The sequence below is a fragment of the Streptomyces sp. C genome (assembly GCF_000158895.1).
Lineage (GTDB): Bacteria > Actinomycetota > Actinomycetes > Streptomycetales > Streptomycetaceae > Streptomyces > Streptomyces racemochromogenes.
In genome coordinates this window covers 5,095,105-5,113,471 of record NZ_GG657750.1, presented here as the reverse complement: position 1 = coordinate 5,113,471, position 18,367 = coordinate 5,095,105, and the positions used below count along the sequence as shown (strand labels likewise).

General features: G+C 72.6%; 18 protein-coding genes. 2 read left to right on the top strand and 16 right to left on the bottom strand.

Going from position 1 to position 18,367, the window contains the following annotated elements; all coding sequences use genetic code 11:
* Nucleotides 1-34 precede the first annotated feature (34 nt).
* Nucleotides 35-1,144: a succinyldiaminopimelate transaminase gene (gene dapC, locus SSNG_RS23230; RefSeq protein WP_007266340.1), complete on the bottom strand. Its 1,110-nt coding sequence runs from the start codon at nt 1,142-1,144 to the stop codon at nt 35-37.
* 105 nt (nt 1,145-1,249) lie between these two features.
* The gene (gene fdxA / locus SSNG_RS23225; RefSeq protein ID WP_007266339.1) at nt 1,250-1,582 is read right to left on the bottom strand and encodes a ferredoxin; all 333 of its coding nucleotides are present in this window, start codon (nt 1,580-1,582) and stop codon (nt 1,250-1,252) included.
* A 116-nt stretch (nt 1,583-1,698) separates the two neighbouring features.
* Here fdxA and SSNG_RS23220 point away from each other — a divergent pair, with 116 nt between their 5' ends.
* Nucleotides 1,699-2,682, top strand: a complete 984-nt coding sequence (locus SSNG_RS23220) for a GNAT family N-acetyltransferase (RefSeq protein WP_007266338.1) — start codon at nt 1,699-1,701, stop codon at nt 2,680-2,682.
* Entirely contained in the window at nt 2,679-3,464 is a 786-nt protein-coding gene (locus tag SSNG_RS23215; protein WP_007266337.1) for a transglutaminase-like domain-containing protein, read from the top strand. Before SSNG_RS23220 ends, SSNG_RS23215 begins: the two co-directional genes overlap by 4 nt.
* A 201-nt stretch (nt 3,465-3,665) precedes the next feature.
* On the opposite strand, the gene SSNG_RS23210 is transcribed toward SSNG_RS23215, so the two are convergent.
* The 14 genes from SSNG_RS23210 to SSNG_RS23145 form a co-directional block, all read right to left on the bottom strand.
* Nucleotides 3,666-4,292: a response regulator transcription factor gene (locus SSNG_RS23210; RefSeq protein WP_007266336.1), complete on the bottom strand. Its 627-nt coding sequence runs from the start codon at nt 4,290-4,292 to the stop codon at nt 3,666-3,668.
* Nucleotides 4,289-5,446, bottom strand: coding sequence for a sensor histidine kinase (locus tag SSNG_RS23205; protein ID WP_042803986.1), 1,158 nt, complete (start codon nt 5,444-5,446; stop codon nt 4,289-4,291). The genes SSNG_RS23210 and SSNG_RS23205 overlap by 4 nt, the downstream gene beginning before the upstream one ends.
* 10 nt (nt 5,447-5,456) lie before the next feature.
* Entirely contained in the window at nt 5,457-6,248 is a 792-nt protein-coding gene (locus tag SSNG_RS23200) for an ABC transporter permease (RefSeq protein WP_050779711.1), read from the bottom strand.
* Nucleotides 6,245-7,135 carry an ABC transporter ATP-binding protein gene (locus tag SSNG_RS23195; RefSeq protein ID WP_042803985.1) on the bottom strand — a complete coding sequence of 297 codons (891 nt, stop codon included), beginning with the start codon at nt 7,133-7,135 and terminating at the stop codon, nt 6,245-6,247. The genes SSNG_RS23200 and SSNG_RS23195 overlap by 4 nt, the downstream gene beginning before the upstream one ends.
* A gap of 239 nt (nt 7,136-7,374) precedes the next feature.
* Nucleotides 7,375-9,267: a hypothetical protein gene (locus SSNG_RS41275; protein WP_007266332.1), complete on the bottom strand. Its 1,893-nt coding sequence runs from the start codon at nt 9,265-9,267 to the stop codon at nt 7,375-7,377.
* A 352-nt stretch (nt 9,268-9,619) separates the two neighbouring features.
* Nucleotides 9,620-10,003: a DUF6113 family protein gene (locus tag SSNG_RS23185; protein WP_007266331.1), complete on the bottom strand. Its 384-nt coding sequence runs from the start codon at nt 10,001-10,003 to the stop codon at nt 9,620-9,622.
* Nucleotides 10,000-10,899, bottom strand: coding sequence for an N-acetyl-1-D-myo-inositol-2-amino-2-deoxy-alpha-D-glucopyranoside deacetylase (gene mshB, locus SSNG_RS23180; protein WP_007266330.1), 900 nt, complete (start codon nt 10,897-10,899; stop codon nt 10,000-10,002). Before mshB ends, SSNG_RS23185 begins: the two co-directional genes overlap by 4 nt.
* 33 nt (nt 10,900-10,932) lie before the next feature.
* Complete coding sequence (locus SSNG_RS23175) at nt 10,933-11,127, bottom strand: hypothetical protein (protein ID WP_007266329.1); 195 nt, start codon at nt 11,125-11,127, stop codon at nt 10,933-10,935.
* A 368-nt stretch (nt 11,128-11,495) separates the two neighbouring features.
* Nucleotides 11,496-12,557, bottom strand: a complete 1,062-nt coding sequence (locus SSNG_RS23170) for a dipeptide ABC transporter ATP-binding protein (RefSeq protein WP_007266327.1) — start codon at nt 12,555-12,557, stop codon at nt 11,496-11,498.
* The gene (locus tag SSNG_RS23165) at nt 12,550-13,524 is read right to left on the bottom strand and encodes an ABC transporter ATP-binding protein (protein ID WP_007266326.1); all 975 of its coding nucleotides are present in this window, start codon (nt 13,522-13,524) and stop codon (nt 12,550-12,552) included. Before SSNG_RS23165 ends, SSNG_RS23170 begins: the two co-directional genes overlap by 8 nt.
* 17 nt (nt 13,525-13,541) lie before the next feature.
* Entirely contained in the window at nt 13,542-14,522 is a 981-nt protein-coding gene (locus SSNG_RS23160) for an ABC transporter permease (protein ID WP_050779904.1), read from the bottom strand.
* A gap of 115 nt (nt 14,523-14,637) precedes the next feature.
* A complete protein-coding gene (locus SSNG_RS23155) occupies nt 14,638-15,561 on the bottom strand; it encodes an ABC transporter permease (protein ID WP_007266324.1) in 924 nt (307 codons plus the stop codon).
* Nucleotides 15,562-15,592: 31 nt separating this feature from the next.
* Nucleotides 15,593-17,224, bottom strand: coding sequence for an ABC transporter substrate-binding protein (locus tag SSNG_RS23150; RefSeq protein ID WP_007266323.1), 1,632 nt, complete (start codon nt 17,222-17,224; stop codon nt 15,593-15,595).
* Between the two features lie 106 nt (nt 17,225-17,330).
* Entirely contained in the window at nt 17,331-18,275 is a 945-nt protein-coding gene (locus SSNG_RS23145; RefSeq protein ID WP_007266322.1) for a GNAT family N-acetyltransferase, read from the bottom strand.
* Between the last annotated feature and the right edge of the window lie 92 nt (nt 18,276-18,367).

Below are 18,367 nucleotides of genomic sequence, written 5' to 3'. Positions count from 1 at the left end.
GCCCCCTCGGCGCGTTCACGTCCGGCCGCGCCGGTCAGCCGAGGCGCTTGACCGCGGCGGCGACCCGCTCGTCGGTGGCCGTGAAGGCCACCCGGACGAAGTTCGCGCCGGCCTCGCCGTAGAAGTCGCCCGGCGCGACCAGGATGCCGAGCTCCGCGAGGTGCGCGACGGTGTCCCAGCAGGGCTCGTCGCGGGTCGCCCACAGGTAGAGGCTGGCCTCGCTGTGCTCGATGCGGAAGCCGTGCGCCTCCAGGGCCGTGCGCAGCGCCTCGCGGCGGGCGGCGTAGCGGGCGCGCTGTTCCTCGACGTGGGTGTCGTCGCCGAGGGCCGCCACCGTGGCCGCCTGCACCGGGGCGGGGGTCATCATGCCGCCGTGCTTGCGGATCTCCAGCAGTTCGCCGAGGACGGCCGCGTCACCGGCGATGAACGCGGCCCGGTAGCCGGCCAGGTTGGAGCGCTTGGAGAGCGAGTGGACCGCGACGAGGCCCTCGTAGGAGCCGCCGCACACGTCGTCGTGCAGGACGGAGACGGGCTCGGCCTCCCAGCCCAGCTCCAGGTAGCACTCGTCGCTGAAGACGAGGATGCCGTGCTCTCGCGCCCAGGCGACGATCCGGATCAGCTCTTCCTTCGGGATGACCTTCCCGGTGGGGTTGGACGGGGAGTTGAGCCACAGGAGCTTCACCCCCGCCGGGTCCAGCTCGGTCGGGTCGTCGTAGACGACGGCCTCGGCGCCGCACAGCCGCGCGCCGACCTCGTACGTCGGGTAGGCGAGGCGCGGGTAGGCGACCTTGTCTTTGATCGTCCCAGTGCCGGCGCCCAGGCCCAGCTGGGTCGGCAGCCAGGCCACCAGCTCCTTGGAGCCGACGACGGGCAGGACGTTGCGGTGTCCGGCGGCGCTCGCGCCGAGGCGGCCGCGCACCCAGCCGGTGATGGCGTCGCGCAGGGCGGGGGTGCCCCACACGGTCGGGTAGCCCGGGGAGTCGGCGGCGGCGACCAGGGCGTCCTGGATCAGCTGCGGCACCGGGTCGACGGGCGTGCCGACGGACAGGTCGACGATGCCGTCAGCGTGGGCCGCCGCCGTGGCCTTGTAGGGCTCCAGCTTGTCCCAGGGGAACGTGGGGAGACGGTCGGAAACTGCGGCCACGGTGCTCTGCTCTCTCTCAGGGGCTGGAAGGGTGCGGGAAAACGGCTCGGTCCCGCCCGGCAGGAGTGCCGTACGGGACCGAGAAGCGCGTCTGCCGTGAAACGGTCAGTGCTCGCCGGCGTTGATGTCGGCGGGCAGCGCGGCGACGAAGGGGTGGTCGCGCTCGATCAGGCCGAGCTTGGAGGCACCACCGGGCGAGCCGAGCTCGTCGAAGAACTCGACGTTCGCCTTGTAGTAGTCCTTCCACTCCTCCGGGGTGTCGTCCTCGTAGAAGATGGCCTCGACGGGGCAGACCGGCTCACAGGCGCCGCAGTCGACGCACTCGTCCGGGTGGATGTACAAGGACCGCTGGCCCTCGTAGATGCAGTCGACGGGGCACTCTTCGATGCAGGCCTTGTCCTTGACGTCGACACAAGGCTCCGCGATGACGTAGGTCACGCTCTCGTTCCTCCTCGGTAGGGCTGTCCATTCGCGCGGGAGCGCGGCGTCGTCGATGCCCGCACCTAGTATCTCCGTTCCCGGGCACGATCCGAACAGGAGGGGCGGACAGAGCTGTGGAAATCACTGCCGGTGGGCTGCTGGAGATCCGTATTACCCCGGCTGACGTGGGTAAACGGGTCTCTGTACGACGGGTGGAGGGCGGCGGGAGCGGTACCCCTGCCTTCGCCGACGCAGTAGGGGTTCTCACATCCTGGACCGGGGGTGTGCTGACGATCACACGCAAGGACGGCGTGTCCGTCCACATCCCGGAATCGTCGCTGGTGGCGGGCAAGGTCGTGCCGCCCGCGCCGGCCCGGCGGCGGGGTCCCGCGGCCTCCTTCGAGGAGCTGGCGCGGGTCACGGCGCGGGCCTGGCTGCCGCTGGAGAGCGAGCCGCTCGGCGAGTGGACGCTGCGGGCCGCCGCGGGGTTCACGCGGCGCGCCAATTCCGTGCTCCCGCTCGGCGATCCCGGCATACCCCTGGACGAAGCACTCGCGCGGGTGACCTCCTGGTACGCGGAGCGCGACCTTCCGGCGTACGTGCAGGCCGCGACGGGCGCCGCCGGGACGCAGGAGCTGCTCTGCGCCGAGCTGGAGGGGCGCGGCTGGGTGAACGAGGTCTCGGCGGAGGTACGCGTCGGGGGCCTGGCCCCGGTGGGCGACCTGGACGCGGACGTGGCGGCGGTACGGCTGACCCGCGAGCCGGACGAGGAGTGGCTCGCCCGCTACGGCAAGGTGCGGGACCCGGAGCTCGCCCGGCGGATGCTGGTGGAGGGCCCGTCGGTGTGGTTCGCCTCCCTGGACGGGGGCCGGGCGATCGGGCGCTGCGTGGTGGACGGCCGCTGGGCCGGCTTCGCGGCGGTCACCGTCGCCCCGGAGGACCGGCGGCGCGGGCTCGCGACGGCGGTGATGACGGCGCTCGCCCGGCGGGCGCTGGAGGAGGGCGCGTCGGCGGCGTGGCTCCAGGTGGAGACGGACAATCCGGCGGCGCGGGCCCTCTACGACGGGATGGGCTTCGCCACGCACCACTCCTACCACCACTTCCGGGCGGCGCGGTGAACACCCGTGAGCTGTTCGCGGCGGAGGCCCGCGCGGAGCGGCCCGACCTGGCCCGGCTGTGCCTGCTGCTGGCCGCGGAGGCGGATCCGTCGCTGGACGAACACGCCATGGACCGGGCCGAGATCGAGCTGGACCGGCTCGCGGGGATGCTGCCGTACGGGCTGCGGGACGCGCGGTCGTGGGCGGCGGCGGTGACGGAACTGCTGGGCGGCCGGCTGGGCTTCCACGGCACCCCGAAGGACTACGACCGGCTGTCGTCCTCCCTGCTGCACGAGGTGCTGCTGCGCCGGCGGGGCCTGCCGATCCTCCTCTCGGTGGTGTGGCTGGAGGTGGCCCGCAGGGCGGGCGCGCCGGTGTACGGGCTGGGGCTGCCGGGACACTTCGTGGTGGGCTTCGGGGACCCGGAGGACTCGGTGGTGGTCGACCCCTTCGCGGGCGGCGCCTCGCTGGGAACGGGCCCGGCGGAACTGGCGGCCTCCCCCAAGACCCCGGCGCGCACCCTGGACATCGTGCTGCGGATCCTGAACAACATCCGCGTCTGGGCCTCCGCCCGGCCGGAGCACTCGGCGGTCGCCCTGTGGGCCCTGGACCTGTCGCTGCTGCTGCCCTCCCACCCGGCGGCCCTGCGCTACGAGCGGGCTCGGCTCCTGGTGGAACGGGGTTCCTTCCGGGAGGGCGCGGCGGAGATGGACGCGTACGCGGAGGTCATGGACGCGGTGGACAAGGCCGAGGCGGGCCGCATCCGCGGCGAGGCCGTCGCGGCTCGCGCCCTCCTGAACTAGCCGCGCCGGCTCCGCGGAGGACCGCTGCGCGGGGCTGGGTCCCCTACCCGCCCTTCGCCCGTTCCCCGGGCTGCGCCCGGACCCCTTGCGGGGGCTCCGCCCCCGCACCCCCGCGCCTCAAACGCCGGCGGGGCTGGATGTATCCAGCCCGCGCAGCGGCAACGCCACCGGCACCGGCACCGGCACCGGCACCGGCACCGGCTACAGCCACCCCTTCTCGCGGGCCACGCGCACCGCTTCGGCTCGGTTGCGCGCCGCCAGTTTCTGGATGGCCGTCGAGAGGTAGTTGCGGACCGTGCCCTGGGAGAGGCCGAGGCGGGACGCCAGTTCGGCGTTGGTCGCGCCGAACTCCGCCGCGCGCAGGACCTCCCGCTCGCGGTCCGTCAGGGGGTTCGCGCCCTCCGCGAGGGCCGCCGCCGCGAGGGTGGGGTCGATGACGCGCTGCCCCGCCAGGACCTTGCGCACCGCGTCGGCGAGCTGGGCGGCCGGGGCGTCCTTGACCAGGAAGGCCGAGGCGCCCGCCTCCATCGCGCGGCGGAGGTAGCCGGGGCGGCCGAAGGTGGTCAGCACGACGATCTTGAGGGCGGGGAGGGCGGCCCGCAGCTGCGCGGCCGCCTCGATGCCCGTCATGCCGGGCATCTCGATGTCGAGGAGGGCCACGTTCACGTCGTGGGAGCGGGCAGCGGCGACCACCTCGTCGCCGCGGGCGACCTGGGCCAGGACCTCGATGTCCGGTTCCAGTCCGAGGAGGGCCGCGAGGGCCTCCCGGACCATCGACTGGTCCTCGGCCAGGAGGATCCGGATGGGGGCGGCGCCGGTTTCGCTCATGACCCGGATCCTAGGGGGACCCGCGCCAGCAGGCGGAAGCCGGTCCTGCCCACCGGGCCGGCCGACAGGGTGCCGCCGACCGCCTCCAGGCGTTCCGTCAGGCCGGTCAGGCCGTTGCCGGGGACGGCCGGGCCGCCCGTCCCGTCGTCGGTGACGCTCAGTTCGACGACCGGGCCTGCAAGGGTCTGGCGGGTGGTGAGGGTGACGGTGCAGCGCCGGGCCCCGCTGTGCCGGACCACGTTCGTCACGGCCTCGCGCAGGGACCACGCCAGCGCGGACTCCGTCTCCTCCGGCAGCTCGGCGTCGTCGCAGCCGGCCGGCAGGTCCGCCGCCACGCCCGCCGCCGCCAGCGCCGTGCGCGCGCCCGCGAGTTCGCCGGGCAGCGTCGGCCGCCGGTAGCCGCTCACGGCCTCCCGTACGTCGACCAGCGCCTGCCGGCTGACCCGCTCGATGTCCGCGACCTGCTGGGCGGCCCGCTCGGGGTGCTCGGGCAGCATCCGGCCCGCCAGCTCGCTCTTGAGCGTGATCAGCGACAGCGAGTGGCCCAGCAGGTCGTGGAGGTCGCGGGCCATCCGCAGGCGCTCCTCGTTGGCGGCGAGCTCGGCGACCGTGGCCCGGGCCTGGCGCAGCTCTATCGTGGTCCGGATCATCGCCCGGACCCCGACCATCGCGAAGCCGCCCATCAGCGCCGGCACCACCAGCCCGGCCAGGTACTGGGTGCCGCCCGGGACCGCGAGGGCGACCGCCGTCAGCAGCGCGGTCGCGCCGGGGACGGTCCAGCGGGACACCTCCCCCGGCAGGGCGGCGCCGGAGGAGATGGACACGTACACGAAGAGCACGAGCCACTCGCGGCCCAGCGTCAGCGACAGCACGGTGGCCTGCGTGGCGAGCACGGCCAGGGAGACCAGCACCCGGGGCACCGGCATCATCTTGACGGTGCGGAAGACCAGCACCAGGTACCAGCAGGTGAAGGCCAGCAGGCCCAGGCCGCCGAGCAGCCGTGCCCCGGTGCTGTGCCCGCCGCTGACGAGGTCGGTGACGGGGGCGCTGAGGTAGAAGAGCCAGATCCCGATCCACAGGCTCTTCACCACCTTGTGGGTGGTGGTCTCCGGTGCCTGGCCGATGCGGTGCAGACCGTCGGCTTCCTGTGTCAGCGCCACGTCCTCAGGCCTTCAGTGAGTCCTTGCGGTACAGCCAGGCGGCCGCACCGGTGAACAGTACGAAGTACACGGCGAGGATCGCCACGTCCTTGGCGTGCGGCGCGCCCCCGAGCTCGATGGCCTGGCCGAGGCCGGTGTAGGCGCGGGTCGGCAGCCACTCGCAGATGTCGCGGAGCCACTGCGGGAAGTTGGCGGTGGGCATCCACAGGCCGCCGAGGATCGCCAGGGCGAAGTAGATCAGCATCGTGATGGGGCGGACGTTGTCCGCGCCGGCCAGGTAGCCGATGGCGACGCCCAGCGCGGCGAAGACGAGGCTGCCGGCCCAGATCGAGCCGGTGAGGGCGAGCCACTGCCAGGCCTCGAACCGTACGCCCTTGGCCCCGGCGGCGACGGCGAAGACGACCAGGATGGACGGCAGGGACAGGACGCCGGCGCTGGCGGTCTTGGCGAGGACGTAGCCGTGGCCGGGCAGGGCCGTCAGCCGCAGCTGGCGCACCCAGCCCTTCTCCCGCTCCTTGGCGATGCGTTCGCTGTTGCCGACCAGCACGGCGGTCAGGGCTCCGAAGGAGGCCATGGCGACCATGTAGAAGGCGGGCATGGTCAGTTCGGTGCCCATGACCTTCGTCGTGCCGTCCAGGGTGCCGCCGAGCATCAGGAAGAGGGCGGCCGGGTAGAGGACGGTGAAGAAGAGGTACTTCTTGTTGCGCAGGGCGCGGGTGATCTCCAGCCTGACCAGCCGCAGGGTGCCGGTGTTGACGGTGTTGACGGTGTTGACGGTGTTGACGGTGCTCGTCATCGGGTGGCCTCCTCGGCCTCGGTGAGGGCGATGAAGGCCTGTTCCAGGCCGAGGCCGGCGACCTCCAGGTTGCGGGGGCGCAGGCCGAGCGCGTACACGGCGTGCACGGTGGCGTCGGCGTCGCGCGACTGGAGCCGTACGGAGCGGCCGGTGAGGTCGAAGGCCGTCAGACCGGGCAGGGCGCGCAGCGCCTGCTCGTCGACCGGCCCGTCGAGGTCGAAGGCGATCTTGCGGGCGCCGGCCCTGGCCTTGATCTCGGCGGCGGTGCCGTCGGCGAGCAGCCGGCCCTTGTTGAGGACGAGGACGCGGTCGGCGATGGCGTCCGCCTCCTCCAGGTAGTGGGTGGCGAACAGGACCGTGCGGCCCTGGGCTGCCTGGTCCCGCATGGTGGCCCAGAAGGCCTGGCGCGAGGTGACGTCCATGCCGGTGGTGGGCTCGTCGAGGACGATCAGGTCGTTGTGTCCGGCGGTGGCGAGGGCGAAGCGCACGCGCTGCTCCTGGCCGCCGGAGAGCTTGTTGACGAGCCGGCCGGCGATCTCGTCGATCCCTGCCCGGCTGAGCACCTCGTCGACGGGGTACGGGCGCGGGTGCAGGGCGCAGCCGAGGGTGACGAGCTCGCGCACGGTCACCTCCTCCATGAGGCCGCCGCTCTGGAGCATGGCGCCGACCCGGCCGGAGGCGATGGCCTCGCGGGGGGTGGTGCCGAAGAGGCTGACGGTGCCGGAGTCGGCGGGGCGCAGGCCGAGGAGGAGGTCGAGGGTGGAGGACTTGCCGGCGCCGTTGGGGCCGAGGAGGGCGACGGTCTCGCCCGGGTGGAGTGCGAGGGAGAGTCCGTCGACGGCCCGGACCTTGCCGTAGCTCTTGGTCACGTTCTGGAAGGACACCACGGTTGCGGTGTCGCCGGATCCGCCTGCGGGGCCCGGGGCGGCGGGGTGTGCCGCGGTCGTCGTCGTCATGCCCCGAGGTTCGCCCGTACGGGGGTGGGTGCGGCAGTGTCGCGGGTCGTGAGTCCCGCATGACGGATGTCATGCGGTGGGGGTGACATGCCTGGTGGGGCAGGGTTCCGGATGCGGCGATGCCCCTTCCCGGAGGCCGGGGAGGGGCATCGCGGCGCGGTCGTGGGCCGTCAGTTCGCGTTGGTGTCGATCGTGACGGTCCGTTCGGCGGGGGTCTTGCCGATGAGGGCCTTGCCGAGGGCGCCCGCGACGTCCTGCGGGGTGACGGGGGTCTTGGCGCCGGTGCCCCGGGTGATCAGGACCCCGTCGAAGGCGTTCCCGTAGGTGGCCTTGAGGGCTTCCAGGTCGTACTTCTCGACGAGGCGTCCGTCCACGGCCGTCATGCTGAGGATCTTCGGCAGGGATTTGGGGCCGAAGGGGATGGACTTGGTGCCCGCCTTGACGGTCGCCACGCCGGACATGGCGGGCTCCGCGAACTCCTTCATGGCGCGGTCCAGTTCGGCCTGGGTGACCGTGGGCTCCTTCTTGGCGACGGGGAGTTGGACGGTCGGGGCCTTGCCGTCGGCGACGAGTGCGCGGAAGGCCTTGGTGACCTTGTCGACGGAGGCGTCGACGTCGAGGCCCTCGCCGGCCTTGCCGGGCACGGCCACGGCCTTGCCGGTGTCGAACTTGATGGTGCTCTCGGAGGCCGAGCCGGCGGTGCCGGCCAGTTCCTGGAGGGAGACCCGCAGCTTCTCCTCGTCGACCGGCATGACGGCGGTGGCCGTGCGCTCGACGCCGAAGAGGGAGCCGATGACGGTGACGGGGTTGTAGTCGCTGCCCGTGGCGTTGCGGACGGTGGTCTGGCTGTCGAGGGTCAGGCCGGCCTTCTCGGGCTTCAGCTCGACCTGCTTGCCGCCGACGCTGAGCTGGAGCGGGGCGGCGGCGCGCTTGCCGAAGGCGGTCTGGAGCTTGGCGACGGCGTCGTCGCGGCTGCCGCTGATGTCGACGCCGAGGACGGTGGTGCCCTTGGGGACGTCGGAGTGGTTCATGAGCAGGCCGGCGCCGTAGGCCACGCCGGCGAGGACGACGATGCCGCCGCCGAGCAGGACCAGCTTGGAGCGGCCCTTCTTCTTGGCGGGCTTGCCGGCCGGGGCGGCCTTGCCGGACTTGCCGGCGGGGGCGGGCGGCGGCGTCATCTGGCGCGGCGGCTTCGGGCCCGGCGGCGGGGCGGCCGGGCCGGGGGCGGGCACGGGCGCGGGGGCCGGGGTGTCGAAGGCCTCGGGGCCGGGCCAGCTCGGGGGCGCCTCGGCGCCGACGGGTACGGTGCCCAGCGCGGGTCCGCCCGTCGGCCCGGCGGGCTCCGGGAAGGCGGGGAAGGGCTCGGTGACGGGCCCGTTGTCGTACCCGGCGTACCCCTGGGGCGCGCCGACTCCGGGTCCGCCGACGGCGGGGGCAGGTGCGAAGCCGGCTCCGGTGCCGTGCGCGGCCGGGGGCTGCGGGCGTCCGGGCTCGGCCGGGGGCGCGAAGCCGGCGCCGGTGCCGGCGCCGGGCACGCCGGAGCCGTAGCTCGCGCCGGGGCCGGGGGCACCGGGACCGCCATGGCCCCCGGGACCGCCGGGGCCGGGCGCACCGGGACCGCCATGACCGCCGGGGCCGGCCGCACCGGGACCGCCCGGGCCGCCGACGGGCACGCCGGCCGGCGGTGTCGCGGTCGGCGGGGGCGTCACCGCCTTGCGCGGGGCGAACCATCCGCCGGCCGGCGGCCCGGCGGGCGCGGGGGCCGGCTCGGGCGCGGGCGCGGCCGGCGCGGGGGCCGGGGCCGCTGCCGCGGGGAGCGCGGGCGCCGAGCCCGCGGGCCGGGCCTGCGCGGGGCGCCGCTCGGGCGTGCGCGGGGCCGCGTCCGGGGCCGGGCCGGCGGCGGCCGGGGACGCGTCCTGGGCGCCGTCCTTGACGGGCTTGCGCACGACCACGGGCGGGATCGGCCGGGATCCGGGGATGTTGATCCGGATCCGGGTCGTCAGGTGGGTCTCGGTCTTCGGCCCGTCGGTGTCGGTGTCGGGCGTGGACGGGTTCGAGGTCACAGGGTTCTCCTCCGGGACGGTCGCGGCGCCGGGACCGGGTGGCACGGACGGATACTGGCCGGTTCCATACGGCGGCGTACCCGAGGGGTAGGCGGCTCCACCGTGCCCTTGGGGCCCGGGGGACGAACTGTCGGTTTCACGACTCAAGGCAGGTTCTCCCGGTTGGCTCCGCCGCCCGTCATTCCGTGCGCGGGCAGCTCGGCGGCCCGTCCACCATACTGGCCGCCGCCCCGGCACAACTCTCGGCCAGGAATCCCAGGTTCCTCTTCTGCTTCCGCACGCCCCCGGGCGAGGGCCCGTCAAACCCCCGCAACCCGTCCCCGATCGGCGGATGCGGGAGTTCAGCGGCCTGTCATCCGCGGGATTCGGAGGCCGGAACGGGACCTTGCGCGGGTCCGCGCATCGTGGCGCAGATCACAGCGGCCGCACTTCCCCCCAAAAGGTATGCGTACATGCCGATTCCGGAGGAACCGAGCAGGAAGTCCCCTTCGGGGCGCGGGACGCCGAGGAGGACGTAGGACAGGAACCAGCCGGCCGCCGGGGCGCCCACTCCGAGGCCCCCGCCGACCGTCAGCCGGCCCGCGAGGAACAGCCCGAGGAGGGCCAGCAGGGCGAGCAGCAGCCCGGCCGGGAACCACAGGTCGACCACGAGCCAGCCGGCCGCGCCGGTCAGGGCGCCGAGGACGAGCAGGCCGAGGAGGGCGGCGATCCGCCCCGGCGTCAGCGCGGTGGTCACGCCTCCACCCCCGCGAAGAGGTCCCGCTCGCGCTCGCCGGCCGGGGCTCCGGACCGGCCCGCGGCCAACTCGTAGTACTCCCGGGCGAACAGGGGCTGGCCCAGGTCGTTGGAGAGGGCGAAGAAGGGGCCGTCCACGGCGATCTGGGTGACGTGCGCCCGCATGGCGGCCGCCTTCGCCGCCACCAGCACGGTGGCGCCGCCCTCGTCGCCGATCTCGGCGGTGATCCGCTCGTCGGGGACCACGCCGGGCACGTCGTCCGGGGTCGCGAGGCCGGGGAAGGCGGTGCCCGCCGCGCGCAGCCGCTCGAAGCCCTCCTCGACGACCGAGGCGGGCACGCGGTTCCAGTAGAGCTTCGCGACGGCGTGCGGGGCTCCGAGTTCGGGGCGGAACGCGGCGTCGGCGGCCAGCTCGGCGCCGCGCGTGGCGACCCGGTGGGCCTGGATGTGGTCGGGGTGGCCGTAGCCGCCGTCGGGGTCGTAGGTGACCAGGACCTGCGGGCGCAGCTCGCGGATCACTTCCACGAGGTACCCGGCCGCCTCGTCCAGATCGGCCGACCAGAAGGAGCCGGGGCGGGCGTTCTGCGGGGCGCCCATCATCCCGGAGTCCCGGAAGCGGCCGGCGCCGCCGAGGAAGCGGTGGTCGGCGACCCCGAGTTCCTTCATGGCGGCGGCGAGCTCGCCGACCCGGAAGGGACCGAGGGTGTCGTCGCGGTCCGGGGCCAGGTGGGCCAGCTCGGCGGGGATGACCTCGCCCTCCTCGCCGAGGGTGCAGGTCACCAGCGCGACGTGGGCACCCTCGGCCGCGTACTTGGCCATGGTGACGCCGTTGTTGATCGACTCGTCGTCCGGGTGCGCGTGCACGAGGAGCAGACGACGGGCGGGAAGACCGTTCATGGGTCCACCCTACGAGCAGGGCCGGGACGCCCCCTACAGCTTGAGGCCACTGATCATGCTCGCCACGTTGGAGGTGAGCTGGCTGAGGGTGGGCGCGACCGTGGAACTCGCCAGGTAGAACCCGAGCAGTACGCAGACGAACGCGTGTCCCGCCTTCAGCCCCGACTTCCGGACCAGAAGGAAGACGACGATCGCCAGCAGCACCACGGCCGAGATCGAGAGTGCCACGGCGTTTCACCTCCACGTCGAGCGGACATCGGTATGCGTACTCTTGCTCGGCGCATTCATACCCACCGTGCGCTACGGATCATAACTATCCGTACCAGCACATCGATCGAATTCCGGCAGCACGAGGGGCGCATGCCGCGCACGGCCGGGGGCACACGAAGACCGGCCGGGAGGGCTTCACGCCCTCCCGGCCGGCTGTCGGCACCCGCACGGCCGCACACGGCCCAGACTGCATGCCCCAGATCTCGGGGCAGAAACGGTCAAGTTGCCCCTGTGTTAAGCGTGTTGGGTCACAGCCGACCCGACCGGGCGCCCGCACGCGGGGGTGGCTGGAAATGATCGCTCACCCGGGCGTCCGAAACCGTTCGCTACTCCTTCGTCAGAGGGGCCGGCGGGGGCGGCAGTTCGCCCGGCGGCGGGACCACCTGCTTCTCGGCCGCGAAGTGGCAGGCCGAGGGATGGGCGGCCGGGCCCGGCGGGAGGGCCTGCGGGACGGCCAGCAGGGGCACCTCCGTCGCACAGCGGGATTCGGCCTTCCAGCAGCGGGTGCGGAAGCGGCAGCCCGACGGCGGGTTGGCCGGGGAGGGTACGTCGCCGGTGAGGATGATCCGCTCCCGGTGGGCCCGGGCCCCGGGGTCGGGCACGGGCACGGCGGAGAGCAGGGCCTGGGTGTAGGGGTGGGTGGGATGGTCGTAGATCTGGGTGTCCGTCCCGATCTCGACGACGCGCCCCAGGTACATGACCCCGACCCGGTCGGAGATGTGCCGGACGATGGACAGGTCGTGCGCGATGAACACGTACGAGAGGCCGAACTCGTCCTGGAGGCGCTCCAGCAGGTTGACCACCTGGGCCTGGACGGAGACGTCCAGCGCGGAGACGGGCTCGTCCGCGACGATGACCTCGGGCCGCAGGGCGAGGCCGCGGGCGATGCCGATGCGCTGGCGCTGGCCGCCGGAGAACTGGTGCGGGTACCGGTTGATGTACTCCGGGTTCAGACCCACGACGTCCAGGAGCTCCTGGACCTTGCGGCGCCGGTCGCCCTTCGGGGCCACCTCGGGGTGGATCTCGTACGGCTCGCCGATGATGTCGCCGACCGTCATGCGCGGGTTCAGCGAGGTGTACGGGTCCTGGAACACCATCTGGATGTTGCGGCGCACCGCCTTCAGTGCGCGGCTCGAGAGCCTGGTGATGTCCTCGCCCTTGTACGAGATCGCGCCGGCGGTGGGGCGTTCGAGGTTGACCAGCATCCGGGCGACGGTGGACTTCCCGCAGCCGGACTCGCCGACGATGCCGAGGGTCTCCCCCGCGGCGAGGGAGAAGGAGACCCCGTCGACCGCCTTGACCGCGCCGACCTGCTTCTTGAAGAGGATGCCCCGGGTCAGCGGGTAGTGCTTGACGAGGTCGCGGACCTCCAGGATGGGCTCAGGCACCGAGGCACTCCTTCCAGAAGAAGCAGGCGCTGGCCCGGTCCGGGCCGACGTCGGCCAGCGGCGGGACCTCGGCCCGGCAGACGGCCCGGGCCATCGGGCAGCGCGGGTTGAAGGCGCAGCCGGGCGGGATGGCCAGCAGGTTCGGCGGCAGGCCCTTGATGGCGTAGAGCTCCTGGCCCTTCTGGTCCAGGCGCGGGATCGAGTCGAGCAGCCCCCGGGTGTAGGGGTGGGCGGGCGACGCGTAGATCTCGCGCACGGGGGCGGCCTCGACGATCCGGCCCGCGTACATGACGGCGATCTTGTCGGCGACGTCGGCGACGACGCCGAGGTCGTGGGTGATCAGGATCAGGCCCATGTTGAGTTCGCGCTGGAGCTCGGCGAGCAGGTCCATGACCTGGGCCTGGACGGTGACGTCGAGGGCGGTGGTGGGCTCGTCGGCGATGATCAGGGAGGGTTCCAGGGCCAGCGCCATGGCGATCATGATGCGCTGGCGCATGCCGCCGGAGAACTGGTGCGGGTAGTCCCCCACCCGCTGCTTCGCGGCGGGGATCTTCACCCGGTCCATCAGCTCCACGGCCCTGGCCCGGGATTCCTTGCGGGACATCCCCCGGTGGACCTCGAACATCTCGCCGAGCTGGGCACCGACGCTGAGCACGGGGTTGAGGGAGGACAGCGCGTCCTGGAAGATCATCGCCATTTCGGCGCCGCGGATCCTGCGGCGCTCCTCCTCCTTCGCCTTCAGGAGGTCCCGGCCCTTGAAGAGGATCTCGCCGCCCGCGATCCGGCCCGGTGGGACGTCGAGGATCCCCATCACGGCCTGGGCCGTCACCGACTTGCCGGAGCCGGACTCGCCGAGCACGGCGAGGGTCTCGCCCTCGTCCACCGAGTAGTTCACCCCGTTGACGGCCTTGGCGACCCCGTCCCGGGTGGCGAACTCGACGTGCAGGTCCCGGACTTCGAGCAGCATCTGGCGGCTCACACTCCTCAGCGCAGCTTGGGGTCGAGGGCGTCGCGCACCGCGTCGCCGAGCATGATGAAGGCGAGCACGGTCAGGCTCAGGGCGCCCGCCGGCCAGAGCAGCATGTGCGGGGCGTTGCGGATCTGGGTGGCGGCGTTGGAGATGTCGATGCCCCAGGAGACGGTGGGCGGGCGCAGGCCCACGCCGAGGAACGACAGGGTGGCTTCGAGGGAGATGTAGGTGCCCAGCGCGATGGTGGCGACGACGATGACGGGGGCGACGGCGTTGGGCGCCACGTGGCGCAGCAGCATGCGCCCGTTGCCGGCGCCCAGGGCGCGCGCGGCCTGGACGTAGTCGTTCTGCTTGGCGGTGATCACCGAGCCGCGGGCGATGCGGGCGAGCTGCGGCCAGCCGAGCAGAACGATGAACCCGACGACGGGCCACACGGTGGTGCTGGTGACCACGGACAGGAAGACCAGGCCGCCGAGGACGACGGGGATCCCGAAGAAGATGTCGGCGACGCGGGAGAGCAGGGAGTCGCCCCAGCCGCCGAAGAAGCCGGCGAGTCCGCCGAGTACGGAGCCCAGCAGGGCGGCGCCGACGGTGGCGCAGATGCCGACCGTGATGGAGGCGCGGGCGCCGTAGACGGTGCGGGTGTAGACGTCGCAGCCCTGGGTGTCGTAGCCGAAGGGGTGGCCGGGGGCGGAGCCCTGCTGCGACTTGGACAGGTCGCACTGGAGGGGGTCGCCGCTCGCGATGAGCTGGGGCCAGACGGAGATGACGACGAGGAAGAGGATGATCAGCGCCGAGACGATGAAGACGGGGTTGCGGCGCAGCTGGTGCCAGGCGTCGGACCAGAGGGAGCGGGCCTTCTCCCGGGGGCCCGCGGCTCCGGCCGGGCCGGCCGCTCCGGCCGGGCCGGACTCCTTGGCGACGGTGACGCCTTCCACGCTCTCGGCCTCCTGGAGGGCCAGGTCCATGGCCCCGCCCTGGCCGGTGGGTGACATGGCCTCGCCGGGGCGGGGCCCCACCGGGTCGTAGCCTCCGGGGACTCCGGGGACTCCGGGGACTCCGGGGGCTCCGGGGGCTCCGGGGCGTTCGGAGCCTTCGGGGCGCTCGGGCTCAGGCATAACGGATCCTCGGGTCCAGGACCGCGTAGAGCAGGTCGACGAGCAGGTTCGCCACGAGGAAGACGATGACGAGGATGGTGACGAAGCCGACCACCGTGGGCGAGTTGTTGCGCAGGATGCCCTGGTAGAGCTGGTAGCCGACGCCGTGGATGTTGAAGATCCGCTCGGTGATGATGGCGCCGCCCATCAGGGCGCCGATGTCGGTGCCGATGAAGGTGACCACCGGGATCAGGGAGTTGCGCAGCAGGTGGCGGGTGATGATCCTGCGCCGGGGCAGGCCCTTGGCGACGGCGGTGCGGACGTAGTCGGCCTTGACGTTCTCGGCGATGGAGGTCCGCGAGAGCCGGGTGACGTACGCGAGGGAGACCAGGGCGAGGACGATGCCGGGCAGGATCAGCTCGTCGAGGGAGGCGTTCGAGGAGACGGTGGGGCGTACCCAGCCCCATTTGACGCCGAGGACGAACTGGATCACGTATCCGGTGACGAAGGTGGGCACCGAGATGACGACGAGGGTGAGGACCAGCAGGGTGGTGTCGACGGCCTTGCCCCGGCGCAGCCCGCTGACCACGCCGAGGGTGATGCCGATGACGATCTCGAAGAAGATCGCGACCAGGGTGAGGCGCAGGGTGACGGGGAAGGCCGTGGCCATCAGCTCGGTGACCTTCTGGCCGTTGAAGGCGGTGCCGAAGTCGCCCTTGAAGATCTGCCCCATGTAGTGGACGTACTGCTCCCACAGGGGGCGGTCGAGGTAGAGGTCCTTGCGGATCCGGGCGGCCGTGGCGGGGTCCGGGGCCTTGTCGCCGAAGAGGGCCGCGACCGGGTCGCCGAGCGCGTAGACCATGATGAAGATCAGGAAGGTGCTGCCGATGAACACGGGGATCATCTGGAGCAGCCGCCGGATCACGTAACGTCCCATGGACTGCTCCAGGATCGATCCGTCGGAGGGTTCAGCTGACCTTGATCTCGTTGTAGACCGGGACGCTGAACTGGTTCAGGGCGACGTCGGAGATCCGCTCGGAGTGGCCGGCGCTGCCGTTCTGGTACCAGAGGGGGATGGCCGGCATCTGCTCGGCGAGGATCTTCTCAGCGTCCTGGAAGGAGGCGGTGGCCTTGGCGGCGTCGGTCTCCTGGTTGGCCTGGTCGACGAGCTTGTCGAAGTCCGGGCTGCTGAACTTGCCGTAGTTGGAGGAGGCTCCGGTGTAGTACAGCGGCTGGAGGAAGTTCTGGATCAGCGGGTAGTCGGCCTGCCAGCCGGAGCGGAAGGGGCCGGTGAGCTTGTAGGCGCTCTGCTGGTTGCGGAAGTCCGCGAAGGTGCCGACCGGGTTGACCGTGCAGACCGGGCCCTCGCCGAGGGCGTTGTTGACGCTGTTGCAGACGGCGTCCATCCAGTCGCGGTGCGAGCCGGTGTCCACGTTCGAGGTGAGGGTCATCTTGCCGCCGGGCAGGCCGCCGGCCTCCTGGATGAGCGCCTTGGCCGCCTTCGGGTCGTACGTGCAGGCGTCGCCGCAGAGGGTGGACTTGAAGCCGCCCTTGTCGCCGAGGGCCGGGGAGGTCCAGTCCTTGGCGGGGGTGCGGGTCTCGCGGAAGATCTGCTGGGTGATCTCGTCGCGGTTGATGGCCATCGAGATGCCCCGGCGGACCTTCTCCATGCCCTCCTTGCCCCACTGAGGGTCGTACAGGGGGAAGGTGAGGGTCTGGATGATGAGGGCCGGCTGGTTGATGTAGCGGTCGCCGAGGTCGTTCTTGACGTTCTTCAGCTGCTGGGCGGGGATGTCGTCGACGAGGTCGAGGTTGCCGGAGATCAGGTCCGTGTAGGCGGTGTTGTTGTCGGTGTAGACCTTGAGGTCCACGCCGCCGTTCTGCGCCTTGTCCTCGCCGGGGTAGCCCTCCCACGTGCGCAGCTTCATGCCGGTGCCCTTGGTGTACGAGTCCACCGTGTACGGGCCGTTGCCGACGGGCTTGTCGAGCCAGGCGGAGTGGTCGGTGAAGAAGGCCTTGGGCAGGGGGGAGAAGGCCTGGTAGCCGAGGGTCTCGGGCCAGGTGGAGAACTTGGTCTTGAGGGCGACGGTGAAGGTCTTCGGGTCCTTGACGACCAGGCCGGACATGGTCTTGGCCTTGGGGTCCCCGGAGGCGGGGTGCAGGTCGGCGTAGCCCACGATGTCGGCGAAGAAGGGCGCGTTGTTCTGCTTGTTGCGCACGTCCGCCGCGTAGTTCCAGGCGTCGACGAAGGACTGCGCGGTGACCGGCTCGTCGTTGCTGAACTTCCAGCCGTCCTTCAGGGTGATCGTGAAGTTCTGGCCGTCGGTGGTCTCGATCTTCTCGGCGACCATGTTCCTGGCCTCGCCGGTCTTCGCGTCGTAGCGCTTGAGGCCCCGGAAGAGCATGTCGAGGACCTTGCCGCCCTGCACCTCGTTGGTGTTGGCGGGCTCCAGCGGGTTCTGCGGGTCACCCCAGGAGGAGCTGACGATCCCGGCCGCGCCGCCGCCCCCGCCGCTGTCGCTCCCGCCGCCGCAGGCCGTCGCCGCGAGGGCGACGGCCACCGCACATGCGGCCCACTTGGCGTGGGTGGCTCCGCGCATGGACTGCCTCCTAGAGGTACCAGGACTCACTTAGGGGCAATGTCACCTCATGTCGGGTCCTGCGCACTCCTGGTTGGCCCTTTTGCACCCTCGCGTCCCCCGCCTGTCACCCCTGGGGGTGCAATGCGAGCTCCCACGTGTCGACGGCGTAGTGCAGGGCCATGCCGTGGGCCTCGTACAGGGCGAGGGCGCCGCTCTCGTTGAGGGTGTCCACGCCGAGGCCCAGGGTGTCGCGGCCGCGGGCGGCGTAGCCGGCGAAGGCGTGCCGCAGCAGGTGGGAGCCGAGGCCGTGGCCGCGCAGGTCCTCGCGTACGCCGAGGTGGCTGATCCAGCCCATGCTGGTGCGGTCGTCGCGGGTGACGAGGACGGCGACGTCGCCCTTGCCGGGCAGGCTCGCGATCCACACGAGCGACCAGTCGAGGGAGCGGCCGTCGATGTGGTCGAGCCAGGACTCGTACGGGCGGTGCGCGTGCCCGAAGTGGGCGGCGAAGGTCTCCTCCACCAGGGCGTGGGCGCGGCGGCGGTCGGCCCCGTCGGCCGCGCAGTCGCGCAGGGCGAGGCCGCCGGGCGGGACGGGCGGCAGGTCGGCGGCGGGCGAGAGCCGGCGGGTCATCACCTGGTAGCGGCGCACGCTGCGGTAGCCGCGGCCGGTGAGGAGGACGAGGTCGAGGGTGGGCCGGACGTTGAGCTGGATCCGCAGGCGCGCGCCGGGGCCGGCGCCGCAGGCCATGTGGCGGGCGCGGTCCTCCATCCGGTGCAGGAGTGCCAGGGCGGCCCGGCCGTGGCCGGGCAGGACGTAGTGGTCGCCGTCGACGCGGCCGGGGCCCGAGTCGGCCCACACGAGGGCGTAGGCGACGAGCCGGCCGTCCTGGAAGGCGAGCCAGGAGTCGGTGGCGAGGTCCACGCAGGGGTGGTTGAGGTCGGCCTCGACGGTGCCCAGGTCGGTCTCGGGTCTGCCGATCTCGATGACGTCGACGGCGTTGAGCAGTGCGCAGATGTCCCGCGCGTCCCCGGGCCCGGCCGGGCGGACGGTCAGCGTCTCGGTGGTCATCCGTCCACTGTCGGCGGCGCCGGGGCGCGGCCGCAACGGACTTTGGCCCCCGGCCGCCGGGCCGGGCGGGCCGGGCGGGGGAACGCCGAGGG